The organism is Mesorhizobium sp. M0276 (assembly GCF_040321755.1).
Taxonomy (GTDB): domain Bacteria; phylum Pseudomonadota; class Alphaproteobacteria; order Rhizobiales; family Rhizobiaceae; genus Mesorhizobium.
This window is the reverse complement of record NZ_JAMYSC010000001.1, coordinates 21,755-47,543: the sequence shown is the minus strand read 5'-3', so window position 1 is coordinate 47,543 and position 25,789 is coordinate 21,755. Positions and strand designations below refer to the sequence as shown.

Annotated in this window: 22 protein-coding genes; 8 read left to right on the top strand and 14 right to left on the bottom strand. The window is 62.6% G+C overall.

The genetic code is table 11. The features are described 5' to 3' along the window. Nucleotides 1-505 precede the first annotated feature (505 nt). The gene (locus tag NKJ01_RS00185; protein ID WP_352725084.1) at nt 506-1,525 is read left to right on the top strand and encodes a fatty acid desaturase; all 1,020 of its coding nucleotides are present in this window, start codon (nt 506-508) and stop codon (nt 1,523-1,525) included. 129 nt (nt 1,526-1,654) lie between these two features. Here the strand turns inward: NKJ01_RS00185 and NKJ01_RS00180 are convergent, their stop codons facing one another. The 7 genes from NKJ01_RS00180 to cysG form a co-directional block, all read right to left on the bottom strand. Further along, entirely contained in the window at nt 1,655-2,275 is a 621-nt protein-coding gene (locus NKJ01_RS00180) for a DJ-1/PfpI family protein (RefSeq protein ID WP_136618515.1), read from the bottom strand. 26 nt (nt 2,276-2,301) lie between these two features. Next, the gene (locus NKJ01_RS00175; protein WP_352725082.1) at nt 2,302-2,691 is read right to left on the bottom strand and encodes a hypothetical protein; all 390 of its coding nucleotides are present in this window, start codon (nt 2,689-2,691) and stop codon (nt 2,302-2,304) included. Nucleotides 2,692-2,787: 96 nt separating this feature from the next. Next, entirely contained in the window at nt 2,788-3,321 is a 534-nt protein-coding gene (locus NKJ01_RS00170; RefSeq protein WP_023760763.1) for a DUF934 domain-containing protein, read from the bottom strand. Between the two features lie 169 nt (nt 3,322-3,490). Continuing rightward, a complete protein-coding gene (locus NKJ01_RS00165) occupies nt 3,491-4,255 on the bottom strand; it encodes a phosphoadenylyl-sulfate reductase (RefSeq protein WP_352725080.1) in 765 nt (254 codons plus the stop codon). Next, on the bottom strand, nt 4,230-5,900 hold the full coding sequence (locus NKJ01_RS00160) for a nitrite/sulfite reductase (RefSeq protein WP_352725078.1): 1,671 nt from the start codon (nt 5,898-5,900) through the stop codon (nt 4,230-4,232). The genes NKJ01_RS00165 and NKJ01_RS00160 overlap by 26 nt, the downstream gene beginning before the upstream one ends. 42 nt (nt 5,901-5,942) lie before the next feature. After that, entirely contained in the window at nt 5,943-6,248 is a 306-nt protein-coding gene (locus tag NKJ01_RS00155; protein WP_352725076.1) for a DUF2849 domain-containing protein, read from the bottom strand. Then, complete coding sequence (gene cysG, locus NKJ01_RS00150; protein WP_352725074.1) at nt 6,245-7,696, bottom strand: siroheme synthase CysG; 1,452 nt, start codon at nt 7,694-7,696, stop codon at nt 6,245-6,247. The genes NKJ01_RS00155 and cysG overlap by 4 nt, the downstream gene beginning before the upstream one ends. Nucleotides 7,697-8,111: 415 nt before the next feature. Here cysG and NKJ01_RS00145 point away from each other — a divergent pair, with 415 nt between their 5' ends. Continuing rightward, entirely contained in the window at nt 8,112-8,561 is a 450-nt protein-coding gene (locus tag NKJ01_RS00145; RefSeq protein WP_023760768.1) for a baeRF12 domain-containing protein, read from the top strand. A gap of 225 nt (nt 8,562-8,786) precedes the next feature. Beyond that, nucleotides 8,787-10,571 (top strand): cation:proton antiporter domain-containing protein, encoded by a 1,785-nt coding sequence (locus NKJ01_RS00140; RefSeq protein ID WP_352725072.1) that lies wholly within the window; start codon nt 8,787-8,789, stop codon nt 10,569-10,571. On the opposite strand, the gene NKJ01_RS00135 is transcribed toward NKJ01_RS00140, so the two are convergent. Further along, the gene (locus NKJ01_RS00135) at nt 10,568-11,368 is read right to left on the bottom strand and encodes an AraC family transcriptional regulator (protein ID WP_352725070.1); all 801 of its coding nucleotides are present in this window, start codon (nt 11,366-11,368) and stop codon (nt 10,568-10,570) included. The genes NKJ01_RS00140 and NKJ01_RS00135 overlap by 4 nt on opposite strands. Nucleotides 11,369-11,485: 117 nt before the next feature. Here NKJ01_RS00135 and NKJ01_RS00130 point away from each other — a divergent pair, with 117 nt between their 5' ends. Further along, nucleotides 11,486-12,406 (top strand): zinc-binding dehydrogenase, encoded by a 921-nt coding sequence (locus tag NKJ01_RS00130; RefSeq protein WP_352725068.1) that lies wholly within the window; start codon nt 11,486-11,488, stop codon nt 12,404-12,406. A gap of 13 nt (nt 12,407-12,419) precedes the next feature. Here NKJ01_RS00130 and NKJ01_RS00125 read toward each other — a convergent pair whose 3' ends face one another. From NKJ01_RS00125 to NKJ01_RS00105, 5 genes are all read right to left on the bottom strand, one after another. Beyond that, nucleotides 12,420-13,172, bottom strand: a complete 753-nt coding sequence (locus tag NKJ01_RS00125; protein WP_352725066.1) for an SDR family NAD(P)-dependent oxidoreductase — start codon at nt 13,170-13,172, stop codon at nt 12,420-12,422. A gap of 51 nt (nt 13,173-13,223) precedes the next feature. After that, nucleotides 13,224-15,500 carry a transglycosylase domain-containing protein gene (locus NKJ01_RS00120; RefSeq protein ID WP_352725064.1) on the bottom strand — a complete coding sequence of 759 codons (2,277 nt, stop codon included), beginning with the start codon at nt 15,498-15,500 and terminating at the stop codon, nt 13,224-13,226. A gap of 371 nt (nt 15,501-15,871) precedes the next feature. After that, nucleotides 15,872-16,072: a hypothetical protein gene (locus tag NKJ01_RS00115; protein ID WP_023760775.1), complete on the bottom strand. Its 201-nt coding sequence runs from the start codon at nt 16,070-16,072 to the stop codon at nt 15,872-15,874. A gap of 96 nt (nt 16,073-16,168) precedes the next feature. After that, nucleotides 16,169-16,789 carry a ribonuclease D gene (locus NKJ01_RS00110; RefSeq protein WP_352725061.1) on the bottom strand — a complete coding sequence of 207 codons (621 nt, stop codon included), beginning with the start codon at nt 16,787-16,789 and terminating at the stop codon, nt 16,169-16,171. A gap of 147 nt (nt 16,790-16,936) precedes the next feature. Continuing rightward, complete coding sequence (locus tag NKJ01_RS00105) at nt 16,937-18,322, bottom strand: M20/M25/M40 family metallo-hydrolase (protein ID WP_352725059.1); 1,386 nt, start codon at nt 18,320-18,322, stop codon at nt 16,937-16,939. Between the two features lie 416 nt (nt 18,323-18,738). On the opposite strand from NKJ01_RS00105, the gene polA reads away from it, so the two are divergent. Beyond that, the gene (polA, locus tag NKJ01_RS00100) at nt 18,739-21,696 is read left to right on the top strand and encodes a DNA polymerase I (RefSeq protein ID WP_352725477.1); all 2,958 of its coding nucleotides are present in this window, start codon (nt 18,739-18,741) and stop codon (nt 21,694-21,696) included. Between the two features lie 32 nt (nt 21,697-21,728). Here the strand turns inward: polA and NKJ01_RS00095 are convergent, their stop codons facing one another. Further along, nucleotides 21,729-22,133: a Fur family transcriptional regulator gene (locus NKJ01_RS00095; protein ID WP_023760778.1), complete on the bottom strand. Its 405-nt coding sequence runs from the start codon at nt 22,131-22,133 to the stop codon at nt 21,729-21,731. Between the two features lie 264 nt (nt 22,134-22,397). On the opposite strand from NKJ01_RS00095, the gene NKJ01_RS00090 reads away from it, so the two are divergent. From NKJ01_RS00090 to NKJ01_RS00080, 3 genes are all read left to right on the top strand, one after another. After that, nucleotides 22,398-24,602, top strand: coding sequence for a caspase family protein (locus NKJ01_RS00090; RefSeq protein WP_352725057.1), 2,205 nt, complete (start codon nt 22,398-22,400; stop codon nt 24,600-24,602). A 119-nt stretch (nt 24,603-24,721) separates the two neighbouring features. Further along, nucleotides 24,722-25,090: a hypothetical protein gene (locus NKJ01_RS00085; RefSeq protein WP_352599392.1), complete on the top strand. Its 369-nt coding sequence runs from the start codon at nt 24,722-24,724 to the stop codon at nt 25,088-25,090. Continuing rightward, a complete protein-coding gene (locus NKJ01_RS00080) occupies nt 25,087-25,788 on the top strand; it encodes a DUF4760 domain-containing protein (protein WP_352599390.1) in 702 nt (233 codons plus the stop codon). The genes NKJ01_RS00085 and NKJ01_RS00080 overlap by 4 nt, the downstream gene beginning before the upstream one ends. Nucleotide 25,789 lies beyond the last annotated feature (1 nt).

Here is a 25,789-nt window from a genome sequence, read left to right as displayed (position 1 = left end):
ATGACATTTCGATCTTAATTCAAATTTTACCCTAAGCGCTGGCACTGCTTGCCACAAATGCGTGATGCTGGAACCATTCTCTTGCTGGAGGAGTTTCGAAGCCGACATAGGATTTTGAGATGACGACCCGCAAAAAGGCCGAAAAGACGGAACGGCTCGCCGCCGAGGTCAGACGCCAGTTTGGCGCCGAGGCGGTCAACCGCTTTATGCGCACCTTGCCGCCTTCCGCACCGAGGGCGATATCCCTGACCGATTCAGAAAACTGCTCGACCGCCTCGATGGAGCGGAGAAAAGTGACGTCGGCCGGCGCCGGCGGTAACGCGACCGCCAATCTTAGCAGCAAACCTCGGGGTCCCCGAATGATCTTGAGAGCCCGCCACTCGGAGGGAGAACCATCAAGCGGGTGAGCTGCGGTTGCTCGACCGACAGGCCACGCGACAATTACGCGCAGTAATTTCGCGTGATCTTTGCTTGCGGCGGGGAGGCACCCCGCCTATGCTTCGTGATGAACATGATTTCCCCTGAGGCGGTCGCTAACAGCAAGCGCGCCTGGCTGAAAATTCTCGCTCGCTACAAGAAGCCTGACAGGCGGCGCAGCGCTGTCGAACTCGCCATCACACTCATTCCATTCGCCATTCTCTGGGGACTGTCCTCGGCGTCCTACGCCTATGGCCATTGGTGGGGTCTGATGCTGATCCTTCCCGCGGCCGGGTTTCTGGTGCGCATCTTCATGATCCAGCACGATTGCGGTCACGGCTCCTTCTTTGCCAATCGCTATGCGGACGACTGGATCGGCCGCGCGCTCGGCATTCTGACGCTGACGCCCTACGACTGCTGGCGGCGCGCTCACGCGACGCACCATGCCACCGCCGGCAATCTTGACGAACGCGGCATGGGCGACATCAGGACGCTCACCGTTGCCGAATACCGGCAGATGTCATGGCGAGGCCGCCTTGCCTATCGTCTCTATCGCCACCCGCTGGTGATGTTCGGGCTCGGGCCGATCTGGCTGTTCATCTTCGAGCAAAGGCTGCCTATCGGCATGATGCGAGGCGGCCTGACACCTTGGGTGTCGTCGATGACCACCAATCTTGGCATCGCGATTGCTGCAGCCCTCCTCATCTGGTTCGTCGGCCCTGGCGCGTTCCTGGTGGTCCATCTGCCTATCGTCATCCTCGCCGGTTCGGCGGGCATCTGGCTGTTCTATGTCCAGCATCAATTCGAGGAAACGGAATGGGCAAAGGACGCCGACTGGGAATTCCAGCACGCCGCCCTGCATGGCTCATCCTACTACGACCTGCCGCCGGTGCTGAACTGGTTAACCGGCAATATCGGCGTCCATCACGTTCACCACCTCTCGGCCAAGGTTCCGTGCTACCGGCTGCAGGAAGTGCTGCGGGATTATCCGGAACTGCGCGGCATCGGCCGCGTCACGCTGCTCGAAAGCCTGCAATGCGTCAAACTGGCGCTGTGGGACGAGAATCGCCGGAAACTGGTGTCGTTCCACGAGGCACGGGCGGCCTAAGCAATCTCAGGACGGGTGTGAGACGGTTTTCTCGGGAAAAGCGCGTCGCCACTTTCCCCGGGGAAATTGCGCCAAAACAACAACAGAACGACCGCCGCGCTGTTCGCGCGGCGGTCTTAAAATTCCGGATCAGGCCGCCTGGCGCTCGTCGCGCATCAGGATCTCGCCATGGCGGATCTCCGTGCCCAGCACCTTCAGGCATTCGCGGATGAAGTTGGAGAGGCCCGGCCAACCCTTGGCCGAAACGAGATTGCCGTCGACATGGGCGCCGGTCGGCGCGACATCGATATAGATACCCCCAGCGAGCGTCACTTCCGGCTCGCAATAATGCAGCGCGGCAACTTCCCGGCCCCGCACCACACCGTCGACAGCGATCAGTATCTGCACGCCATGGCAGATGGTGAAGATCGGCTTGCCGGCCTCGTGGAAATGCCGCACCAGCGCCTGCACCCGCTTGTCGATGCGGATGTATTCCGGGCCACGCCCACCCGCCGCATAGACGGCATCGTATCCGGCTGGGTCCACCTCGGAGAACGTCTTGTTGAGAATGTAATCGTGGCCGAGCTTTTCGGTGTAGGTCTGGTGGCCTTCGAAGTCGTGCAGCGACGTTTTCAATATGTCGCCCGCCTTCTTGTCCGGACAGACGACATGGACCGTATGGCCAACCGCATGCATTGCCTGTTCAAACACGAAAATCTCATATTCCTCGCTGAACTCGCCAACGAGCATCAGTATCTTCTTGCCAGCCATTCCCGGTTCCTCCCTTGTGGCCATGTTTATTTCGGATCACGAAATAATGGTCCTATCCTAAGGTGAGGACGGCGGAAGGGAAAGCGTAAATCGCACAATTGGTAAGACCAGTTGATGTCTATCGTGATCAGCATCGCCGCAGTACCGTTCGCAGAAAGCGAAAACGGCATTGTTGGTTCGACCAGAATTTCTATCAGGCGGCAGCCTTGATCATATCCGCCGCCTTTTCGGCGATCATGATGGTCGGCGCATTGGTGTTGCCGCCGATCAGCCCTTGCGGCCGCCAAGGCCCTGCTGCGGCACCGCCTCGAAGGCCCAGTTGTTGATTTTTGGCCGGCCCGGCAACAGCGCAATGACGCCTGCCGGGCACGGATCAGGCGGGAACTGCCGCCGGCAATGACATAGTCGAAAACCATGCTCTCCTCCTCGCACCCAGCGGATATTTCCGTACGGATAGTCGCAGAGAAGGCCCGATCGGAGCCGATGTAAAGACGTCGGGAATTACCGTTGCGTCAGCTGTTGCGAGCGCGCCGCCAGGAATATTTCGACCCCTTCGGCTCCGGCACGGCGGCTGGCTGGTAGTAAAGCCCCAACCCACCGGTGCGGCCCTCCTCCAGCCGCTTCAACAGCACCGGATTCGAAATCTCGAACTCATCGAAGCCGAGCCGCAGCATATGCGGCAATTGGTCGACCAGCACCTGCCCGGTGGCCCGCACAGCGCCTTCGAAACCATAACGGCTGCGCAGCAACTCGCCCTTGGAGAAGGAGCGGCCATCGCTGAAGGCCGGGAAGGCCAGTGCCACCAGAGAGAGTTGGTCGAGCAGGTCGGCGATCTTCTCGAGTTGATCGCCCGGCTGCAGCACGACGCCGAGCCGTTCCTTGGCCGAGCGGCGCACCTCCGGCTCGAGATCGAGAAACGCCTGCAGCGGCAGGATGAAGCGGCCGTTGCCGGAAAGCGCGTCCGCGTTTTCGGCATGAGCCCACTCATCCTCGCGAAAACCCTCAGGGGTCCAGAGCCGGATCTCCGGTGTCGTCGGTTCAGTCATCAAAATTCCTAAAAATTCAAAGAAGCTAGGGGTGCGTTGAGATTCAGTCAGGCCGCGCCGAAAATGGTGGCTTCCGAGAACCGGTGCGGAGCGTACTTGAAGTACGTGAGCACCGGAAGCGCAGGAAACCGCCTTTTGCAGGCCGGTCTTACCTGAATATCAACATACCCTAAAGCGATGCGTCGGTCAGCGACACTTCCAGCCCCGACAGGTGAATGCCGCACTCGGTCTTGGCATGGCCAGCCCAGCGGCCGCTGCGCGCGTCCTCGCCCGGCTGCACCGGCTGCGTGCATGGAAAGCAGCCGATCGATAGATAGCCATAAGCAACCAGCGGATTTTCGCGCAGCGCATGCGCGCGCATATAGTCGGCCTGGTCCGATGTCGTCCAGTGCGCCAGCGGGTTGATACGGATGCGCGGACCGACGGCCTCGAACACCGGAAGCGCTGCGCGTGTCGCGGCCTGGAAGCGCTTGCGGCCGGTGAACCAGGCGCGGAAAGGTGCAACGCCACGCGCCAGCGGCTCGACCTTGCGCACGTCGCAGCAGGCGTCGGTGTTGCTCTGGTGCAGATTGCCCATCGGATCGATCCGTTCGAGCGCCGCCTCTTCGGGCTTGATCACCCGTATATTGGTCAGTCCAAAATCGGCGGCAAGCGCATCGCGATAGCCGAGCGTTTCCTCGAAATGCTTGCCGGTGTCGAGGAAGATGACAGGCAACGCCCGATCGATCTTGGCGATCATGTGCAGCAGCACAGCCGAATCCGCGCCGAACGACGACACCGCAGCGATCTCGTCGTGAAACAGGTCGCGGGCCGAGCGTTCGATGATCTCGAGCGGGTTCAGGTGACCGTAAAGCGCATCGAGTCCCGCCGCCTGGGGGGGGGCGCCATCGTCGACGTCGACTATGCGGTCAAGCGGCCTTGGCTTCGCCAGCATAAAGCGCCTCCTTGAACGGCGCGGGACCGACACGGCGGTAGGCGTCGATGAATTTCTCTTGTGGGTCTAGCCGCAGGCCGAGATACGTCTCGACGATCTGCTCGATGGCGTCGGTGATTTCTTCCGACGAGAAGCCGCGGCCGATGATCTCGCCGACCGAGGTGTTCTCATCGGCAGAGCCGCCCAGCGTAACCTGGTAGAGCTCGGACCCCTTCTTCTCGACGCCGAGGATGCCGATGTGGCCGACATGGTGATGACCGCAGGCATTGATGCAGCCGGATATCTTCAGTTTCAGTTCGCCGATCTCGCGCTGTCGCTCCAACGAAGCGAAGCGGCGCGAGATTTCCTGTGCGATCGGGATCGAGCGCGCCGTGGCCAGCGCACAATAGTCGAGGCCAGGGCAAGCGATGATGTCCGATATCAGGTTGGAATTGGCCGTCGCCAGGCCAATGCCGACCAGCGCATCATAGACCGCCTTGAGGTCGGCGCGTGCCACATGCGGCAGGATCAGATTCTGCTCATGGCTGACACGCAGTTCGTCGAAAGCATATTTTTCGGCGATGTCGGCGACCGCTTCCATCTGGCTGTCCGAAGCGTCGCCGGGCACCTCGCCGATACCCTTGAGCGAGATCGTCACCGCCGCGTAGTCGGGATGGCGGTGCGTCACGACATTCTGGTCGAGCCACTCCGAGAACCCCTTGGAATCCAGTCGCGCCAGCTTGACCGCCTGGTCGCCTTCCGGCCGGTCGGTGAGCGCCGGCGGCGCGAAATAGGCTTGGATGGCGCGGATATCGGCTTCCGGCAGCTTCAGGTCGGCATCCCTCAACTCCCGCCACTCGGCCTCGACCTGGCGGGTGATTTCCTCGACGCCGGTCTCGTGGACGAGGATCTTGATGCGCGCCTTGTACTTGTTGTCGCGGCGGCCATAGAGGTTGTAAACGCGCAGGATCGCCGTGCAGTAGGACAGAAGGTCGGCTTCCGGCAGGAAGTCGCGGATCTTGCGGGCGACCATCGGCGTGCGGCCCTGACCGCCGCCGATATAGACGGCGAAGCCGAGTTCGCCGGCGGCGTTCTTCTTCAGGTGCAGGCCGATATCGTGCGTCTGGATGGCAGCGCGGTCGCGCTCGGCCCCCGTCACCGCGATCTTGAATTTGCGCGGCAGGAACGAGAATTCCGGATGCACCGACGACCACTGGCGCAGGATTTCCGCATAGGGGCGCGGATCGGCGACCTCGTCGGCGGCGGCGCCGGCGAAATGATCGGCGGTGACATTGCGGATGCAATTGCCGCTGGTCTGGATGGCATGCATCTCGACGCTTGCAAGATCGGCCAGGATGGCCGGAATGTCCGACAGCGCCGGCCAGTTGAACTGGATGTTCTGGCGCGTGGTGAAATGGCCGTAGCCCTTGTCGTATTTGCGAGCGATGTGGCCGAGCATACGCAACTGCTTGCCGTTCAGCGTGCCATAGGGCACCGCGATGCGCAGCATATAGGCGTGCAGCTGAAGATAGACGCCGTTCATCAGCCTGAGCGGCCGGAACTGGTCCTCGGTGATCTCGCCGGCAAGGCGGCGCTGAACCTGGTCGCTGAACTCGGCGACGCGGGCCTGGACAAAATCGTGGTCGAACTCATCGTAACGGTACATGCTTCGTCTTTCAGGGCGCGTCCGCCCATGCCTGGTGTCTTGTTAAGCTGCCCACGTCGCCTGCCTGGCAGCCTGCTTGCCGAGATCGTTGCGGATGGTCGGGCCCGCGGCGCGAATCTTTTCGCGCAGCCGCACCGGCTCGACGACGCCGTTGACGACATCGACATCGATCAGATTGACATCGACCACTTCGTTGGCGGCATAGGCCTTGGCGCCGATCACCTCGAGGCGATCCTCGGCCAGCTTGTCATGGGCAATGTCGGCATGGTCCACCGTCTCGGCCCAGCCGCCATCGGCGTACCAGACGGCAATGCCGTCGGTCAGGCGGTTGGCGGTCAGAATCTTCATGACTGAACTCCTTGGGCGACCGAACTGGACGCACCTTCATGTCTGTGTGCCGCGAGCGCCTCGGACCGGTCAAAGTTGGCGCCGGCGACCGCGTCGCCGATGATGGTCATGACCGGGCCGGAAAGATCGGCGCGCGCTTCCAGCGACGGCAGGTCGGCAAGCGTGCCGTGGAACCGGCGCCGGTTGGCAAGGCTTGCATTCTCGACCACGGCTACTGCCGTATCCGGCGAAAGACCGGCCTCGATCAGCCGGCCGGCAACTTCGGCCGCCACCGAGCGGCCCATATAGACGGCGACGGTGGCTCCCGAAATGGCGAGCTTGGCCCAGTCGGGCAGCGAATTGCCCTTGAGGTCGTGGCCGGTGGTGAACACCATTGAGGAGGAAACACCGCGCAACGTCAGCGGCAATTCGAAATCGGCTGCGGCGGCGAATGCCGCGGTGACGCCCGGAACCACCTCATAGGCGATGCCGGCATCGCGAAGCGCTGCCATCTCTTCACCCGCCCGGCCGAACACCAGCGGATCGCCCGACTTCAGCCGCACGACGCGCTTGCCTTCACGGCCGAGCTCGACCAGCAGTGCATTGATCTGCGCCTGGCTCTTGGTGTGGCAGCCCTTGCGTTTTCCGACCGGCAGACGCTCCGCATCGCGGCGGCCCATGGCAACGACCGCCTCCGGCACCAGCGCGTCATGGACGATGACATCGGCCTCCATCAGCAGGCGATGGGCACGCAAAGTCAAAAGATCCTCGGCGCCCGGACCGGCGCCGACCAGTGCGATGTGGCCGCAGGCCGGCGCATCCGACAGCAGAAGATGGATAGCAGCGTCATGCGCCTGCGAAAGCTCGCCCGCCTCAGCCGCACGGGCAGGAGCCCCAGCGAAGAAATCATTCCAGAAGCGGCGGCGGGCATTACCTCTCGGCAGCAGCTTTTCTGCAGCTCCGCGAAACGACGCCGCGAGCGTTGCCAGCGGCCCAAGCGCCGGCGACAGCATGCGGTCGATGCGGCTTCGCAGCATTTGGGCAAGCACCGGGCCTGCACCTTCCGTGCCGATGGCAATGGCGACCGGCGCGCGGTTGACCAGCGCGGGGGTGAAGAAATCGCAAAGCTCAGGCCGGTCGACGGCATTGACCGGAATGCCCAGCCGGCGCGCATCCGTGGCCACGCGGCGATCGAGTTCCTCATCGCCGCTGGCGGCAAAAACCATGACCGCACCTTCGAGCTGCGACGCGTCGTAAGCGGCGGCAAAATGGTGGGTGCCGGTCTGAGCGATGAAGGTCAAGAGATCGGGCTCGGCATGTTCCGCGATGACGCGCAAAACCGCACTCGACTGTCCGATCAGTCTTGCCTTGGCCAATGCCTCTTCGCCGCCGCCGACGATGGCCACGGCTTGGCCCTCGACCCGCATGAAGACGGGGAAGGCATTGAGTTTGGGAGCAATGTGCGGCATGGGCGCGAGCGGAATCCTGAACAGGCTTGCAGTTCTACGCGCGAGCGCGAGCAATCAGAAGGAACGCACTGGCGCATCGCCTGTCGGGATGCAATCGCTTTTCTGAATGCACCTCGGCCAAGAGAAAAATATTCCTCATCGGCAGGTGATGCGGATTCAAGCACCTGTCGCAGGCCTTGATTTCCAGCCGTATTAGCACCCGGCGAGCAGTGCCGCAAATCAGGTTTTTCTAAATTCTACCAGTTTAGTAGATTAAAGCCGCCGGCGCTGGATGCCCGGATGTCCAAGTTTATAGGGATGCTGGCGGGAACATTACCCCTGAGAGACGCGTTCCCAAAGGCCCATCGCGTCAGATCGCGAAACCCGGCCGCGGCACATCGCAAGATGCCGGGGCGACCCAAAGAGGAGCCTTGTCATGAGCACGATCAACCTGAAGCATGGCATCTGGGTTTTGGTGGCCGATGGCGAAAAAGCGCTTTTCCTGAGGAATGCCGGCGACAGCAAATATCCGAACCTCGAAGTCGTGCAGGAAATCGAACAGAACAACCCGCCCACCCGCGAGCAAGGCAGTGATAGCCCGGGCCGATACAATGATGGTCCCTCCGTACACCGCAGCGCGGTCGAGGAAACGGACTGGCACCGCATCGGCAAGGAGCGTTTCGCCGACGACATTGCTGACCGGCTCTACAAGCTCGCGCACAGCGGCCAGTTCAAGGAGATCGTGCTTGTCGCACCACCGATGGTGCTTGGGACAATGCGCAAGAAGCTGCACAAGGAGGTCGCGGACAAAGTGACCGCCGAAATTCCCAAGACACTGACCAACCACGCCCTATTCGAAATCGAGGCCTTGCTGCAGGCAGCCTGATCGCTGTGAGCAATTGCGCCGGACCGAGGCGGAATACCATCGAGGAAATTCAAATTGGGGCCGGCGGCTTCCTCAGCCGCCGGTCAAGCCTTTGCGGCCGCAGCGTCGATGTCATGGATTTGCGGGTTGCCTCGCCAACACCCGATCCGCCATATTGCGAACAGGCGGCGGCTTCGGGCGGTGTCCATCCGATATCGCTGGTTTTTGAAAGGCGCTCCATAGACAATGCCGCATGACACGCCCCTTATCGCCACCATCGTCGCCGGTCTGGGGCTGGCTTTCGTCTTCGGCGCTCTCGCCAACCGCTTCCGCATTCCGCCGCTGGTCGGTTATCTCGTAGCCGGCGTGCTGGTCGGGCCGAACACGCCCGGTTTCGTCGCCGATGCCAGCCTTGCCAACGAACTGGCCGAAATCGGCGTCATCTTGCTAATGTTCGGCGTCGGGCTGCACTTCTCGCTGAAGGATCTGTTGTCGGTGCGCGCCATCGCCGTGCCCGGCGCGATCGTCCAGATCGGCTTTGCAACAGCGCTCGGCGCCGGCCTTGCCTGGATGCTCGGCTGGTCGATGGGCGCAGGGCTGGTTTTCGGCCTGGCGCTCTCGGTCGCCTCGACCGTGGTGCTGCTACGCGCCTTGCAGGAACGCCGTCTGATCGAGACGGAGCGCGGCCGCATCGCCGTCGGCTGGCTGATCGTCGAGGATTTGGCCATGGTGCTGGCGCTGGTGCTGCTGCCGGCGCTCGCCGGCGTGCTCGGCGGCCAGGAGCAGGCGGACGCCCATGCAAGCGGCTTGCTGTCGCTACCGGACAACTACGGCATCTGGGGCGTCGTCGGCATCACGCTGGCCAAGGTAGCTGCTTTCGTCGTCGTCATGCTGGTGGTCGGCCGTCGGGTCATCCCCTGGATCCTGCACTACGTCGCCCACACCGGATCGCGCGAATTATTCCGGCTGGCCGTGCTCGCAATAGCGCTCGGTGTCGCCTTCGGCGCGGCCAAGCTGTTCGGGGTCTCGCTGGCTTTGGGAGCCTTCTTCGCCGGCATGATCATGAGCGAATCCGAGCTCAGCCACCGCGCGGCGGAAGAATCGCTGCCGCTGCGCGATGCCTTTTCGGTGCTGTTCTTCGTCTCGGTTGGCATGCTGTTCGACCCGTTCAGCCTGACCAGCAATGGCTGGCCAATCCTGGCGACGATGGCCATCATCGTCATCGGCAAATCTTTAGCGGCGTTCATCATTGTCGTTGCCTTCGGCTATCCCTTGGCCACCGCCCTGATGATCTCGGCAAGCCTTGCCCAGATCGGCGAATTCTCCTTCATCCTGGCAGAACTCGGCGTCGGGCTGAAATTATTGCCCGAACAAGGCCGCGACCTCATCCTCGCCGGCGCCATCCTGTCGATCGTCCTCAATCCGTTGATGTTCCTGGCCATCGACTGGATGAAGCCATGGCTGGAGCGGCGCGCCGCCAGGACGGCACCGCCGGTCGAGGCAAAGCCGGTCGGTCCGGCGACGGAACCGGGCCAATTGGCCTCCGTTGCAGCCACGACGAAAGGAGGAAACGGGCCGCCGGCCAGGACAGGTCTCACCAACCATGCCATCCTGATCGGTTATGGCCGCGTCGGCAGCCTCGTCGGTGCGGCGCTGAAACAGGCCGCCCTGCCCTTCCTCGTCGTCGAGGATGCCGACAAGACACTGGCCAGACTGAAAGCCGACGGCATAGAAACCGTCTCCGGCAATGCGGCCAACGTCGAAGTGTTCGCCGCCGCCAATCCCGAAGGGGCGAATCGGCTGATCCTAGCCATCCCCAATGCCTTCGAGGCCGGACAGATCGTGCTCAGGGCACGCGCTGCCAATCCCGGCATCAACGTCATTGCCCGCGCCCATTCCGACGCCGAGATCGAGCATCTCAAGGGGCTCGGCGCCGATACGGTGATCATGGGCGAGCGCGAGATCGCGCGGGGCATTGTCGAAGAGGTGCTTGGCCACAAGCCGGAGGCGGCTGAACCGTCCACTGCCTAAGCCGCGCCGCCATGCTGCAAGACACTGCTTAGATATTTTGCCGGCGGCTTCCCAAGCGCCTTCTTGAACATGGTGATGAAGGCCGTGACCGACCCGTAGCCGAGATCGCCCGAAACCTGCTGCACGCTTGCACCCGAAGCCAGTTCCCGTATTGCGACGATCAAGTGCAATTGCTGGCGCCAGCGCCCGAAGCTCAGCCCCGTCTCCTTCACCACGAGACGGGCGAGACTGCTCTCGCTGAGCGCAACGCGATTGGCCCATTCTGCCAGTGTGCTGCGGTCGGCAGGGTCCTGCGCCAACGCTTCGGCGACCCGCTTCAAGCGCGGCTCGGATGAGATCGGCAGATGCAACTGCTGGACAGGCATGCGGGGCAATTCGGTAAGCAGGGTCTTGGTCAAAAGCTCATCCCTCGCGCGATCGTCCTGCACAGCATCGGACAGCTCGATGATCAGTTCGCGCAAAAGTGGCGAGATCGAGAGCGTGCAGCACCGGTTCGGCAGATCGGCGGCTCCAGGCTCGATGTACACGAAGAAGATCCGAGCGTTGGCCGTCGCGACATTGCTGTGCTCCATGCCGCTTGGAATCCACACCCCGCAATGAGGTGGCACCATCCACAGGCCGCTTGGGACGTGGCATGTGATGCCGCCTCCGAGCGCGAAGACGAGTTGGCCTTTGCGGTGCCGATGTGCGGGCACTTCCGCTCTGGTCTCGGGGACGTCGACGCGCACGGCAATCGCTGGCGCGGAAGGGTCATCCACATCGAAATCGAGCCAAGGGTAGCTGAGAGGCTGCTTCATGGTTGACGGCTTTTAGCGATCAATTGCCTTCATATCTAAATTATTCAAAGGCAAAAATCGATAGGGTCCACTTGCGAATGAGCGGTGCGTCCACCACGCAGCAATGAGGTATGAACCATGCTCGCCCTCGTCATCTCTTCCGACAGCGCGACCGGACTGAGGATCGCGGAGCTTGCCGAGCCTCAACCGACCCCGAACGAGGCGCTTGTCTCGGTCCATGCGAGCTCGTTGAACCGTGGCGAACTGCGCCTGCTTGCCATCCGTTCGAACGGCTGGATCCCGGGTCAGGACATCGTCGGGATTGTCGAACGGGCAGCAGCCGATGGCTCCGGGCCAGCCGTGGGCGCCCGGGTTGCGGCTCTGGTCGACGAGGCCGGATGGGCCGAACGGGTCGCCGTGCCAACCGACCGCCTCGCGGTCCTGCCGGATGACGTCAGCTTCGTCTCCGCCGCCACGCTTCCGGTCGCGGGCACGACGGCGCTGAGGACTTTGCGCCATGGCGGCGACCTGGCCGGTCAGCGGGTCCTGATCACCGGCGCAAGCGGTGCGGTCGGTCGTTTCCAGATCCAGATCGCCCGCGAGCAAGGCGCCTCGGTGACCGCGATCGCCGCCGCCCGGCATACCGACGATCTCCGCGGCCTGGGAGCTATGCAGGTTGTCGAGTCGATCGAGTTGGTTGAGGGACCGTTTTCGCTGATCACCGAATCGGTCGGTGGCCAAAGCCTCGCACACGCGATCGAACGTGTCGCGCCTGGCGGAACCATCGTCATGTTCGGTTCGAGCAGCGGCGAACTGACGCCCGTTGGATTCCGCCAGTTCGTTCCGGATCATGAGGGCGCGAGCCTTCAAACCTTTGCGTACTACACGTCAGGTCCAGGCATTGGCGCGGACATCGCCTCGCTGCTCGCTCTGGTCGTGGTTGGCCGGCTCGAAACGCGCGTGGCCCTTACCATCCCGTGGACAGACATTGCTCACGCCCTGGACGCACTGCGACAGCGCAGCTTCAGCGGCAAGGCCGTTCTCACCATAACAGGATGAGCACCCTGTTTTGTCACACGTGCTGGCCGCCATTGATGTGGATTTCCGAGCCCGTGACGTAGGACGCTTGCTGCGAGCACAGGAAGAAGATGATGTCGGCGACTTCCGCAGTGGTGCCAAGACGTCTGAGCGGAATGGTCTCGACGATCCTTTCCGTGCCCGGCGACAGGATCGCGGTGTCGATCTCGCCCGGCGCGATGGCGTTGACACGGATGCCGTGCGGGCCGAAATCATGTGCCATCTCGCGCGTTAGCGAGCCCAGTGCTGCCTTCGATGTCGCATAGGCGGTGCCGGCGAAGGGATGCACGCGGGTTCCGGCGATCGAGGTGACATTGACGATCGAGCCCTTGGCCGCCGCTAATTCCTTGAACAGGCCGCGAGCCAGCATGATCGGCGCGAAGAAATTGACCTGGAACACGTCGCGCCAGACATGCATCGGCGTGTCGATCGAGTCCATCCGGCTGTTGCCGTCCTTGAGCTTCGGCGAGATGCCCGCATTGTTGACCAGCGCGTGCAACTGGCCGCCATGCTCTTCCAGCCGGTGGCGGATTTCCGAGACGGCGATGCCGACATCCTCCTGATCGGCAAGGTCGACCTTGATGTGGTCCTCAGGCCCGGCCGGCCACGGGCAGTCCTCGGCGAAGGCCTGGCGCGAGCAGGTGATGACGCGCCAGCCTTCGCGCGAAAAACGCTTAACTGTGGCGTGGCCGATGCCGCGGCTGGCGCCGGTCAGCACGATGGTCTTTCTGGAGTCGAGTTCAGTCATTTTGGGAGGTGTAGCCGAACCGCGTCGCGGAGGCGAGCGGCGAGTTGCCGCTCAGCCGCCAAGGAGATCGAGGATCGAGGTCTGCCGCTTCTTGCGCGGACCGCCAACGTCGCCCGGTGGCACCGGGTGCTTGATCGATGCGGTGGCGCCGTCGTCTTCCGGCATGGACAAGCCATCGGCATCGACGGTCTGGGCGGGACGGGCCGCGCGGACCGGCGCTGGCTGCTGGGCGACCGGCGCGGCTGGCCGCATCTGCGGCGCCTGCTGGCCGACCGACGTGGAAGGAACCGGCGCCGGCGGCGTGTTGTTCGCCGACGGTATCTCATCGGGCACGATGGTGTCGGCCGGCGTCGATTTCCAGGTGCCAGGCAACGGCCGCACCGGCACGCCCTCGTGGGCTGCTACCATGAATTCGTGCCAGGCCTGCGCCGGCAGCGCGCCGCCGGTGACTTTCTTCATCGGGCTGCCATCATCATTGCCGAACCACACACCCGTGGTGAGGTTGGCAGTGTAGCCGACGAACCAGGCATCGCGCGAATTCTGGCTGGTGCCGGTCTTGCCGGCCGATGGCCAGGCGAAAGCCGCTTTCCGGGCGGTACCGATCTCGACCGTACCCGTCATCATCGAGTTCATCATGCCGACGATCTCGGGCTTGACCACGCGCGGCGCGCTGCCGCCACCGCTGTCGTAGAGCACCTTGCCCTCGGTGGTCGTCACGCGGCGGATGAAATGGATGTCCGGCTTGTAGCCGCCATTGGCAAAGGGGACATAGGCCGATGTCAGTTCCAGAGGGGTCACCTCCGACGTGCCCAGCGCGATCGAGGTGTTGGACTGCAGGTCGGACTGGATGCCCATGCGGTGCGCTGCCTCGACAACTGCGCCCGGCCCGACCTCCATGGTCAGTTGGGCGGCGACCGAATTCAGCGATTTAGCCAATGCGGTTGCCAGCGTCACCTTGCCGAAATATTTGCCGTGGTAATTGTCGGGCGTCCAGTTGCCGATCCTGATCGGTGCGTCGTTGCGCACGCTGTCGGGTGTTCGGCCGGCTTCAAGGGCGGCCATATAGACGAACGGCTTGAACGCCGATCCCGGCTGGCGGCGCGCCTCGGATGCGCGATCGAACTGGCTGGTCGAATAGTCGTAGCCGCCGACCATGGCGCGCACCGCGCCGGAATCGTCGATCGACACCAGGGCACCCTGGCTTACGTTGAGCTTCTTGCCGCCTTCGTCGATCAGCCTGCGGATAGATTGTTCGGCGAGCTTCTGCAGGTTCAGGTCGACGGTGCTGTCGATGACGATATCGCCGCGCACGTCGCCGATCAGGTCGGGAAGTTCTTCCATGATGGTGTCGGCGACGTAATTCTCCGACCCGGTCCAGTAGGACGGCGCGCGCGTTGCCGGCGCGCTCATCGCAGAGGTCAGTTCCTTGGCGCTGATCTTGCCCTCGTCGCGCATGGCGGCAAGCACCAGTTGCGAGCGTTCTTCGGCGGCCTTGGGGTCACGTGCCGGCGACAACCGCGACGGCGCTTTCAACAGACCGGCAAGCAGGGCGGCTTCCGACAGGGTGACGTCGCGCGCGCTCTTGCCGAAATAGCGGCGCGAGGCCGCTTCGACGCCATAGGCGCCGGAACCGAAATAGACCCGGTTGAGGTACATTTCGAGGATCTGGTCCTTGGTGTGCTTGTGCTCCAGCCACAACGCCAGCAGCACCTCCTGCACCTTGCGCTCCAGCGTACGGTCGGGCGTCAGGAACAGGTTCTTGGCCAATTGCTGGGTCAGCGTCGAGCCGCCTTGCGAGAAATGCCCGCCCAGAACATTGGTCACCATCGCACGCGACAGGCCAATCGGGTCGATGCCGAAATGCGAGTAGAAGCGGCGATCCTCGATGGCGATGACGGCCTCGGGAATATAGGGCGACATTTCGTGCAGGCCGACGGCTTCTCCCCCGCTCATGCCGCGATTGGCGAGCAGTTGCCCATCCGCCGAGACGATCTTGATATTGGGCGCGCGGTCGGGGATCGACCATGTCGTCGCCGCCGGCATCTTGGCGCCGTAGTAGACGACGGTGCCGGCCACCGCGATGCCGCCCCAGATGGCAAGCACGAAGCACCAGTAGAACAGCCGGCCGAGCACCCCGAACAGGCCGCGCCGGCTTCCGCCGCGCTTGGCCCGCGACGATTTTCCTTTGGCCGGCTTGCGCTTTGCGGAGGCTTTGCGATTGCTCGGCACGACGCGATCCTCCTCATTCACCGAAAGACCCGCCGAGGATCGCGCCTGCGGCGGCCCCTCGAAACTGGGTTCGATGCGGCTGTCTCTGCGTTTCGCCATGAGCTGTGCTTGATATCCCCGATGCCTATGGCATTCGGGTTGAAGAGTAGATGCGGCGATTTAAGGGCGGGTTAAGTCGAGAAAAATCGAGGCAATATGGATTCAATTGCACGCGGATCGTCTTGAATCGCGCATCACCGCCGGCTGCGTGCGGCAGCAGGCGAAGGTCGGCGCCGGCCCAATGCCGTCAATTCTGCTGGACCGAAATACCTTTGTTGTCGATCTTGAGCTCGACCCCTTTCGGTTTGGTCTGCTCACGATAAAGGACGCCAGGCGGTTTTCCCGGGGAAGCGCGCGGCGCTTTCCCTAAGGGATTGCATCAAACGAAGAGTTCAAGCAGCTCGCCGGTTTCCATGAAACGGTGAACTGCTCTAATCGTCGTCTTCGCTCGCGGCAGGCCGCCAGCTGGTCGGCTCAACCTTCTTTTGCGTATGACTGTCTGTGTAGACCCACCAGCCGTCATCGCGGTATTGCGCGATGGATTCGTTGATGACGCCGTCGCTGTCCTTCCACGTGATTGAGATCTTGGAGCCGTCGGTCGGCGCAGTCGCTATCGGTTTTCTGTCCGTCAATGTCATCCCCTTTGAACCAGCGACGATGAGCCGACAAACGCGGCAGCCTTGCTTCCGGTTCCAAACCCGGCCATCGGCAGATGTTCGCGACTACCGTCAGCTATGGGCGAAGATATCCTCTTCGTCCCAGCCCATCAGATCGAGTTTGGCGCGCGTCGGCAGGAAGCGAAAGCAGGCATCGGCCTCCTTTGTCCGTCCATCTCGCGCCAACCGCCCGGCCAGCACATCGCGCAAGCGGTGCAGATACAGCACATCGGATGCCGCATATTCGAGCTGTTCGGGCGACAGCGTTTCGGCCGCCCAGTCCGATGATTGCTGCGCCTTTGACAGGCCGACGCCGAGAAGTTCGAAACAGATATCCTTCAGCCCGTGCCTGTCGGTGTAGGTGCGGGTCAGCCGCGAGGCGATCTTGGTGCAGAAAACCGGCTCGGGCATCACGCCGAACGCGTTGTAGAGCACCGCGATGTCGAAACGGCCGTAGTGGAAGAGCTTGGTTATGCCGCGGCTCCTCAGCAGGCTGACGAGGTTCGGCGCCTTCTTCTGGCCGGGCGCGATCTGGATGACGTCGGCCGAGCCGTCGCCGGGCGAAATTTGCACCACGCACAACCGATCGCGATGCGGGTTGAGCCCGAGCGTCTCGGTATCGATGGCCACCGATCCGACATTGTAGTGCGAAAGATCGGACAGGTCGTTCTTGTGGAAACGGATGTCGGCCATTGTCTTCTCCGGTCGAACCTACAGTCTCAGGCGTCCTTTAACGGCATAGGACGCCGAGAGCTATGATGTTGGCTCGTCCTCGCCGCAATCCGCTGAAAAATCAACAGAAAGTTGATTTTCATCCCTTCAGCGTGATTTTCTCGCCACTCAGCGCGTCAGTGCATCGAGAATCCGCGCCCAGGAGCGCTGGCCCTTATGGAAGGAGTTGAGCTCGTATTTCTCGTTGGGCGAATGAATGCGGTCGTCGTCGAGGCCGAACCCGACCAGCAGCGATTCCATGCCGAGATAGGTTTGAAAATCGCCGACCACCGGGATCGAGCCGCCGCTGCCCGTCGTCACCGCCGGCTTCGGCCATTCGTCGGACAGCGCATTCTTGGCCTTGGCCAGGAATGGCGAGTCATAGGAAAGCTGAATTGCCGGCGAGCCGCCATGCGGGTGGAATTCGACCGAGCAGTCGGCCGGAATGCGCTCCTTGACGAATTTCTGGAACGCGTCGCGGATTTTCTTCGGGTCCTGTTTATGGACGAGGCGAAACGATACCTTCGCCGAGGCTTCCGCCGCGATCACCGTCTTAAAGCCCTTGCCAGTGTAGCCGCCGATAATGCCGTTGAACTCGGCCGTCGGACGCGCCCAGGTCAATTCCAGCACCGAGCGACCCTTTTCGCCCGACGGGATCGACAGGCCGACAGGCCCGAGGAACGTCTCGGCCGTCTCGCCAAGCGTCTCCCATGATTTCAGGATCTGCGACGGCGTTTCCTCGACGCCGTCATAGAAACCGGGAATGGTGATATGGCCGTCCTTGTCGTGGATATCTGCCAGTATCCTGGCCAGGATGCGGATAGGATTGGCGGCAGCGCCGCCATAGAGGCCGGAATGCAGGTCGCGGTCGGCGGCCTTCACCGTGATCTCCTCGCCGACCAGCCCGCGCAATCCGACGCAGATCGACGGTGTGTCACGGTCCCACATGCCGGTATCGCAGACCAGCGCGAAATCGGCCTTGAGCTCGTCGGCATTGGCCTCGAGGAACGGCTTCAGCGACGGCGAGCCGGACTCCTCTTCACCTTCGAACAGGATGGTGATGCGGCAGGGCAGATTGCCGTGCACCTGCTTCCAGGCGCGGCAAGCCTCGACAAAGGTCATCAATTGGCCCTTGTCGTCGGCCGAGCCGCGTCCGGTGATCACCTTGTGATCCGCTCCGACCTCCTTGATCGCCGGCGCGAATGGATCGCTTTCCCACAGTTCGATCGGGTCGACCGGCTGCACGTCATAGTGGCCATAGAACAGCACATGCGGTGTATCAGCCGGACCGTCGTGGTGCGCAACCACCATCGGGTGTCCGGGCGTGTCGCGCACGCTGGCGTCGAAGCCGATCAGCTTGAGCTCCGCCACCAGCCATTCCGCCGCCTTGCGGCAGTCGGCGGCATAGGCCGGATCGGTGGAGATCGACTTGATCCTGAGCAGGCCGAACAGGCGTTCGAGGCTCTGGTCGAGATTCTTGTCCAGACGGTCGAGGACGGGGGAAACTGCAGACATGTGTGAAGCCTTTCGATTCAGAACCGGAACCGTAAAGGCAGGACAGGAAAACGAAAAGCCCGCGATCATTGGACCACGGGCTGCAAATGTCTGTCCGAGGTAAAAAAAGACCGCCGTGGTGGAGGGGGAGCCACGGCGGCCTTCTACTCGAAACGTTGCGGCAGCCCGGAGAGGGGGGATAGGCTGCCGCAGTTGTCCGGGTTAGGCGGGGGACGGGCCTTGCTCCGGACTCGGCGAAAATTGCCGATGCTCTGTATCTGTGTCTTTGAACATGGCGATTCAAGGGCACGAAGATTACAGTTTTGTAACATGGCCGTGATTGGGCCGGAGCGGGTCTGTCAGGGTGTTGCCGGAACCGGTATCTGAAGCCGCCTTTGGCATGGACCAAGCCGCCGCGCCGCGCTATCCCTGCCGACATGAAAAAAGGCGATCATCTCTTCCTTGTCGACGGCTCCGGCTACATCTTTCGTGCCTATCACGCGCTACCGCCGCTGACCCGCAAATCCGACGGCCTGCCGGTCGGCGCCGTTTCCGGCTTCTGCAACATGCTGTGGAAGCTGGTCCTCGACGCCCGTAACACCGATGTAGGCATTGTGCCGACGCATTTCGCCGTCATTTTTGACTATTCGTCGAAAACCTTTCGCAATGACCTCTACCCCGAATATAAGGCCAACCGTTCGGCGCCACCGGAAGACCTGATCCCGCAATTCGGCCTGATCCGCCAGGCAACTAGAGCGTTCAACCTGCCTTGCATAGAAACCGAAGGCTATGAGGCCGACGATCTGATCGCCACCTATGCCAGGCTCGCCTGCGAGGCCGGAGGCGACACCACCATCATCTCCTCCGACAAAGACCTGATGCAGCTGGTCGGCGACACGGTCGGTATGTACGACCCGATGAAGGACCGCCAGATCGGCATTCCCGAGGTCATCGAGAAATGGGGCGTACCGCCGGAGAAAATGGTCGACCTGCAGGCGTTGACCGGAGATTCGGTCGACAATGTGCCTGGTGTACCCGGCATCGGGCCGAAGACGGCAGCACAGCTGCTGGAGCAGTTCGGCGACCTCGACACGCTGCTTGCCCGCGCGGGCGAGATCAAGCAGGACAAGAGGCGCGAATCGATCATCGCCAACGCCGACAAGGCACGTGTTTCGCGTCAGTTGGTGACGTTGATGAACGACGTACCGGTGGCCGCGGGGCTGGACGAATTCGTGCTGCACCCGCCGGACGGCCCAAAACTGATCGGCTTCCTCAAGACTATGGAATTCACCTCGCTCACCCGCCGCGTGGCGGAAGCGACCGGCACCGAGGCAGGTGATGTCCAGGCCGTCGCGGTGACAGTTGAGCGCGCCGATCATGCCCATGGCCCGGATGTCGGGGCCGGAGTGCCAGCTGTTGCCCGAGCCGAGTCCGGCGCCGAGCCTGGCCAGGCCAGTGGAGCGGCAACGACAGAAACGTCAAAACAAGGCGACACCCCTTCTCTGCTCGCCGCATTGCGGCTGGAGAGCGCGGCCACCCGCAAGATCGATACGTCAACGTATCACTGCATCCGCGATGTCCCGGCCCTGAAAGCCTGGATCGCGGAGGCAATGGAGACCGGCCGTGTCGCTTTCGACGTCAGGGCGACGTCGGCCGATCCGATGCAGGCCGAGTTGATCGGCATGTCCATCGCCACGGCGCCCGGCCGCGCAGCATACATTCCCTTTGCCCACAAGAGCGGCAACGGTGACCTGCTCGGCGGCGGGATGATCGAAAACCAGATCTCCGTACGCGAGGCACTGGCCGTGCTGAAACCGCTGCTCGAGGACAAGTCGGTTCTCAAGATCGCGCAGAACCTGAAATACGACCTCGTCGTCATGAGCCGTTATGGCATCGATGTCGCGCCTTTCGACGACACCATGCTGATCTCCTACGTGCTCGACGCCGGCACCCCGCATGGTCACGGCATGGACTCGCTTGCCGAGAAATGGCTCGGTCACACTCCGCTCCAGCTCAAGGACGTGACCGGTTCGGGCAAGGGCTCCGTCGGTTTCGATCAGGTCGACATCGGCAAGGCGACCGCTCACGCCGCAGAAGACGCCGATGTGACACTGCGGCTCTGGCTGGTGCTGAAGCCGCGGCTTGCCGCCAAGGGGCTTGTATCGGTCTACGAGCGGCTGGAACGGCCGCTGGTGCCGGTGCTGGCACGCATGGAGCAGCGCGGCATCTCGGTCGACCGTCAGATCCTGTCGCGACTGTCGGGCGAACTGGCGCAGGGCGCCGCTCGCCTCGAAGAGGAAATCTACCAGCTCATCGGCGAGCGCATCAAAATCGGTTCGCCAAAACAGCTCGGCGACATCCTGTTCGGCCGCATGGGCCTGCCCGGCGGCTCAAAGACCAAGACCGGCCAGTGGTCGACCTCGGCGCAGCTTCTCGAAGACCTCGCTGCCGAAGGCCATGAACTGCCGCGCAAGATCGTCGACTGGCGCCAGCTGACCAAGCTGAAATCGACATATACCGATGCGCTGCCAGGCTTCATCCACCCCGACACCAAACGCGTCCACACTTCCTACGCGCTGGCTGCGACGACGACGGGGCGCCTGTCATCCTCCGATCCGAACCTGCAGAACATCCCGGTGCGCACCGCCGAAGGCCGAAAGATCAGGACCGCCTTCATCACCGACAAGAGCCATCGGCTGGTCTCGGCCGACTACAGCCAGATCGAGCTGCGGGTCCTCGCCCATGTCGCCGAAATACCGCAACTGCGGCAGGCCTTCGCCGACGGCGCCGATATCCACGCCATCACCGCGTCGGAAATGTTCAACGTGCCGGTCGAAGGCATGCCTTCGGAAGTCCGCCGCCGCGCCAAGGCGATCAATTTCGGCATCATCTACGGCATTTCGGCCTTCGGCCTCGCCAACCAGCTGTCGATCCCGCGCGAGGAAGCCGGCAACTACATCAAGAAATATTTTGAGCGCTTCCCGGGCATTCGCGACTATATCGAAGAGACCAAGGCCTATGCCCGCGAGCACGGCTTTGTCGAAACGATCTTCGGGCGCCGCATCCATTACCCGGACATAAGATCGTCCAATCCCTCCCTCCGCGCCTTCAACGAGCGCGCCTCGATCAACGCCCGCCTGCAAGGAACCGCCGCCGACATCATCCGCCGTGCCATGATCCGCATGGAGGAGGCGCTGGTAAAAGCAGGCCTTTCGGCTCGCATGCTGTTGCAGGTGCATGACGAACTGATCTTCGAGACGGTCGAAGCCGAAGTCGAGGCAACGATCCCGGTTGTCCGTCACGTCATGGAGAATGCGGCGATGCCGGCGGTGTCGATGTCGGTGCCGCTGCATGTCGACGCGCGGGCGGCGAACAACTGGGACGAGGCACATTAGATTCTTGAAAATGCTTCACGGCTGACCAGCCTTCAAGCAGCTTCGGCCAGGCACTTGGCACACGTCCCGCGGAATTCGATCACCGCCTTCTTGGCGGCGAAGCCGGTGGAGCGCACCCATTCGTCCAGTTGGTGACCGACATCGTGGTCGGACATTTCGGTCACTTGCCCGCATGTGTCGCAGATTGCGAAGGCGGTCATCGAGTGGCTGTGATCATGCGGCTCGACGCAAGCGACGAAGGAGTTGATGCTTTCGAGCCGATGCACAAAACCGGACTTCACCAGTGTGTCGAGGGCCCGATAGACCTGCAGCGGCGCGCGGAAACCGCGCTCGCGCAACTGGTCGAGCAAGGTGTAGGCACTGAGCGGGCCACTGGCAGCCTCAAGCTTCTCAAGCACGCACAGCTGGTTCTTCGTCAGCACATCCCTTGCCGCCATGGTCCTTGATCCAACTCGCGTCTTGCGTCGCTCGCGCATCATTTCCGCGCGCAAACGACCCCTGTCCCACCCAGATAGCGACGAACAGGCATTTTTGCTACTGTTTCCAGCATCTCTGCGCCGGAAGGCTGCCGAGAACCGCGCCTTGTCGATCGGAGCAGGATAACAGGCGGGTTGCTCTCCGATGCAACATTCAAAATACTGACAAAATCCTCGGCAAGGATAGCGTCACTTGGGAATTCGATCGGGCTTGGGGAAGCAATCATGATCAAATTGACGCGGCGGACGCTGCTGGTCGGCACGTCCGCGCTGACGATGGCCGGCATGGTGTCGTTCCGGACCATGGCCGCATCGCGCACATACCATGCGCTGCTGGTCGCCTGCACCGAATATCCTGCTCTGCCGCAGAGGAACTGGCTGGTCGGTCCGAAGAACGATGCCGGGCTCATCCGCGAATATCTTCTGAAGAACGTGCCCGACCCAGTGCGGTTCGCGCCCGAGAATGTCACGCTGCTCGCCAAGGATGTCCCCGGCGCCAGTGGCCTGCCGACCCATGCGGCGATCAAGGCCGCTCTGGCCGACCTTGCCGCCAAGGTTCAGCGCGACGATTTCGTCTATCTGCACCTGTCCGGTCACGGCGCCCAGCAGCCGCAGATGGTCAAGGGCGACGAGACCGACGGGCTCGACGAGATCTTCCTGCCGGTCGACATCGACAAATGGATCAACCGCGATGCCGGCGTGCCGAATGCGCTGGTCGACAACGAGATCGGCGCCGCACTCGACGCCATTCGAAACAAGGGCGCCTTCGTCTGGGTCGTGTTCGACTGCTGCCACTCCGGCACCGCGACACGGGCAGTCGAGGTCGATGACGAGTTGGAACGCAAGGTCGAGTTTGCCGACCTGGTCGGCGGCAGTGAGGCCGAACGGGCGGCTGCGATCAAGGCCTACGACGAGGTGACATCGGCCGCTGGCTCGCGTGGCATCGACGACAAAGGCACGCGCAAGCCTGCCCTCAACCTGACCCCGACCGGCGGCGAACCAATCGCCAAGGGCAAGCTGGTCGCCTTCTACGCCGCGCAGACGGTGGAGACGACCCCCGAAATGCCGCTGCCCAAAGGCGCGACGGATGCCCCGCGCTTTGGCCTGTTCACCTTCACCATCCTGTCGAAACTGGCCGAGAATCCCAACGTCACCTACCGCCAACTCGGCCAGGCCGTGCTGCAGCAATATTCGGCCGACAGCCGCACCCGGCCAACGCCGCTGTTCGAAGGCGAACTGGATGCCCGTGTGTTCGGCACCGACAAGACCGACGCGGTCATGCAGTGGCCTGTCGTCATCAAGGATGGCGAGGCGACGATCGGCGCCGGGCTGCTGCACCGACTCACCCCCGGCAGCAAGCTCGCCATCCTGCCTTCGGCGCTGTCCCCACTTTCCGACGCGATCGGATTTTTGGAAGTGCTGTCGGCAAAGAACCTGGAAAGCCGCGTCAAGCCGGTCGAGTTCGACAAGAAGCCGGCGCTCAAGGTCGCCGACATTCCGGCCAACGCCTATACGCGGGTGGCAGAGATCGCCGTCGACTACAAGCTCGTCGTCGCGCGGCCTGCCGTGGCCAAGGGACTTGAGACGGAGACCGCGCTTGTCAATTCGGTTCTCGACGAACTGGCCACAGCCAAGGAGACGGGTTTCAACATCGAGCTGGTCGAGCCCGGCAAAGGCGCCGAGCTCCGCCTTGCGGTGCTGCGCGAGAATGCTCTTCCCGGCGCCGCCGAGGATGCGACCGACAAGCCGGCGCTGTGGTTCCTGCCCGCGTCGGGCGACGTGACATTGAAGGCCGGCAGCAAACCTCCGCTGATCATCATCCACATGGACGACCGGCAGAAGCTGGTCGATGCAACGGCCAGGAACCTGCGCACCATCTTCCGCGCCACCGGGCTTTCGCGGCTGGCGGCGGCCTCCGACTACAAGCCCGAGGACGTCGACGTCCAGTTCCAGGTCAAACGCCGCGACAAGGACGGCCTCGAACCCTTGCAAGCTTCGGTGGTGCCGCGCATCTCGCCGGGCGACGAAGTGCATGTGCTGGCCAAGAACAGCTCGGACCTTCAGGTCGACATCAACGTGCTCTATGTCGGCAGCGATTATTCGATCACCCACATCGTTGCCGAGCGCCTCGCCCCTCAAGCCATGCTAGAGGAGGGACTGCTGGCCTTCACCGACACCAGCTTCGGCATGGAACGGATGATTGCGGTTCTGACCGAGGCACCGCCGGAAAGCGAGAAGCAGGACCTGAGTTTCCTGGCACAGGACGGCGTCGCCTCTGCGACACGCGGAATGGGCTCAGCCAGCTTCTCCGACATGCTGACCGATCTCGGCATGGCGCCTGCAACCCGCTCGGTGATGCGGCTTGCCGACAAGGGCGGGCCTAAAGGCGCGGTGATGATCTTCCCGATGGAGACGGTGCCGCGCGGTTGAGCCGATGGCGGAGCGACTGCCAACCCTTGCGCCATCGACGCGATAAGAGAACATTCCCGGCCGCAGCCTTGGTGCATGACGGCCGGATGAAACGGACAGGACCGATTGTGAAGAATTCTATGTTCTCCTGGCGTGGAACAGTGACCGGCCTTGCCGGCTGCCTGTTGCTGATCGCCAATGCCTCTGCGGACGAGGCCTGCGGCCTGTGCGTCAAGCAGATCGTCACCAATTCGGAGCTGGCGACGTGTTTTCTCGATCAATATGACCAGATCGTCAAAAGCGCCAGCGGTGCCATTGTCGTCGATCTCAGCAACTGCGCCTCGCGCGGCGTCGTCGAAGCCTTGCCGTCACCGAACAAGGGAGCGGTGGAGCCCGACGTGCAGTTCATGATTTCGCGCCTGCAGCTGGAATGCCTGAAAAAGAAGCTGGAGGCGCCAGGCATCGTGCTGGATCCCTCCGCCACCATCGAACTGGACAGCTGCGGATGAAGAAACCGGCGGGCAACACCAGGCAAACAGCAGTGCCCGCAAAGGCACTTGCCGCGAAATCGCCACTGCCGGAAACCACAGAGGGTTTCCCGTGGCCGAGCAGCCATGAGATCAAGAAGGAGAGCAATCCCTTCACCGACCGCGACTGGCGCATGCTGGCCTATGCCTGGTCGGGCATGGCGGTGCGTTTCGCCATCATCTTCACCTTGATGTTCTCGGTTTATCAGTTCCTGGCCAACCAGGAGCAGAAGCGCGTCGAGCAGACCATGTCGCTGGTCGAACTTTGGGAAAACAAAGACTACCAGCAGGCGCAGCGCGCGCTGAAAGATCGTCTAACGGCCCTCAATGCCAAATATGACAATTTGCTCAGCGCCAACCCCTCGCCTACCGAGGAGCAGGTGTTCCGGCAGCGGATCGGCATCGAAGCCATGACCGCCGCCGGCGGCGACATGCCGCTCGCCGATTTCAGCGAGAATTTCGACCGCATCGTCTATTTCCTCAACCGCCTATCCTTCTGCGTCGACGGCGACCTGTGTTCGCGCAAGGTGACCGATGCGTACTTCCGCGACTATGCCGTCTCGTTCTGGAGCTATTTTGCCGGCTATGTCGACAAGCAGCGCAAGGCGGGTTCACCCGCTTTTGCCTCGGCAATCGAGACCTATGTGCGCAATGCGCCGCCTGCGGACGAAGTCAAATAGC

What these genes read in the sequence shown, in the direction of transcription:
- polA (WP_352725477.1), top strand. Translation starts at nt 18,739, where the DNA reads ATGAAAAAAGGCGATCATCTCTTCCTTGTCGACGGCTCCGGCTACATC.
- NKJ01_RS00105 (WP_352725059.1), bottom strand. Translation starts at nt 18,322, where the DNA reads ATGTCTGCAGTTTCCCCCGTCCTCGACCGTCTGGACAAGAATCTCGAC.
- NKJ01_RS00135 (WP_352725070.1), bottom strand. Translation starts at nt 11,368, where the DNA reads ATGAAGCAGCCTCTCAGCTACCCTTGGCTCGATTTCGATGTGGATGAC.
- cysG (WP_352725074.1), bottom strand. Translation starts at nt 7,696, where the DNA reads ATGCCGCACATTGCTCCCAAACTCAATGCCTTCCCCGTCTTCATGCGG.
- NKJ01_RS00090 (WP_352725057.1), top strand. Translation starts at nt 22,398, where the DNA reads ATGATCAAATTGACGCGGCGGACGCTGCTGGTCGGCACGTCCGCGCTG.
- NKJ01_RS00080 (WP_352599390.1), top strand. Translation starts at nt 25,087, where the DNA reads ATGAAGAAACCGGCGGGCAACACCAGGCAAACAGCAGTGCCCGCAAAG.
- NKJ01_RS00130 (WP_352725068.1), top strand. Translation starts at nt 11,486, where the DNA reads ATGCTCGCCCTCGTCATCTCTTCCGACAGCGCGACCGGACTGAGGATC.
- NKJ01_RS00140 (WP_352725072.1), top strand. Translation starts at nt 8,787, where the DNA reads ATGCCGCATGACACGCCCCTTATCGCCACCATCGTCGCCGGTCTGGGG.
- NKJ01_RS00170 (WP_023760763.1), bottom strand. Translation starts at nt 3,321, where the DNA reads ATGACTGAACCGACGACACCGGAGATCCGGCTCTGGACCCCTGAGGGT.
- NKJ01_RS00180 (WP_136618515.1), bottom strand. Translation starts at nt 2,275, where the DNA reads ATGGCTGGCAAGAAGATACTGATGCTCGTTGGCGAGTTCAGCGAGGAA.
- NKJ01_RS00095 (WP_023760778.1), bottom strand. Translation starts at nt 22,133, where the DNA reads ATGGCGGCAAGGGATGTGCTGACGAAGAACCAGCTGTGCGTGCTTGAG.
- NKJ01_RS00160 (WP_352725078.1), bottom strand. Translation starts at nt 5,900, where the DNA reads ATGTACCGTTACGATGAGTTCGACCACGATTTTGTCCAGGCCCGCGTC.
- NKJ01_RS00185 (WP_352725084.1), top strand. Translation starts at nt 506, where the DNA reads ATGAACATGATTTCCCCTGAGGCGGTCGCTAACAGCAAGCGCGCCTGG.
- NKJ01_RS00165 (WP_352725080.1), bottom strand. Translation starts at nt 4,255, where the DNA reads ATGCTGGCGAAGCCAAGGCCGCTTGACCGCATAGTCGACGTCGACGAT.
- NKJ01_RS00155 (WP_352725076.1), bottom strand. Translation starts at nt 6,248, where the DNA reads ATGAAGATTCTGACCGCCAACCGCCTGACCGACGGCATTGCCGTCTGG.
- NKJ01_RS00120 (WP_352725064.1), bottom strand. Translation starts at nt 15,500, where the DNA reads ATGGCGAAACGCAGAGACAGCCGCATCGAACCCAGTTTCGAGGGGCCG.
- NKJ01_RS00145 (WP_023760768.1), top strand. Translation starts at nt 8,112, where the DNA reads ATGAGCACGATCAACCTGAAGCATGGCATCTGGGTTTTGGTGGCCGAT.
- NKJ01_RS00125 (WP_352725066.1), bottom strand. Translation starts at nt 13,172, where the DNA reads ATGACTGAACTCGACTCCAGAAAGACCATCGTGCTGACCGGCGCCAGC.
- NKJ01_RS00175 (WP_352725082.1), bottom strand. Translation starts at nt 2,691, where the DNA reads ATGGTTTTCGACTATGTCATTGCCGGCGGCAGTTCCCGCCTGATCCGT.
- NKJ01_RS00085 (WP_352599392.1), top strand. Translation starts at nt 24,722, where the DNA reads ATGTTCTCCTGGCGTGGAACAGTGACCGGCCTTGCCGGCTGCCTGTTG.
- NKJ01_RS00110 (WP_352725061.1), bottom strand. Translation starts at nt 16,789, where the DNA reads ATGGCCGACATCCGTTTCCACAAGAACGACCTGTCCGATCTTTCGCAC.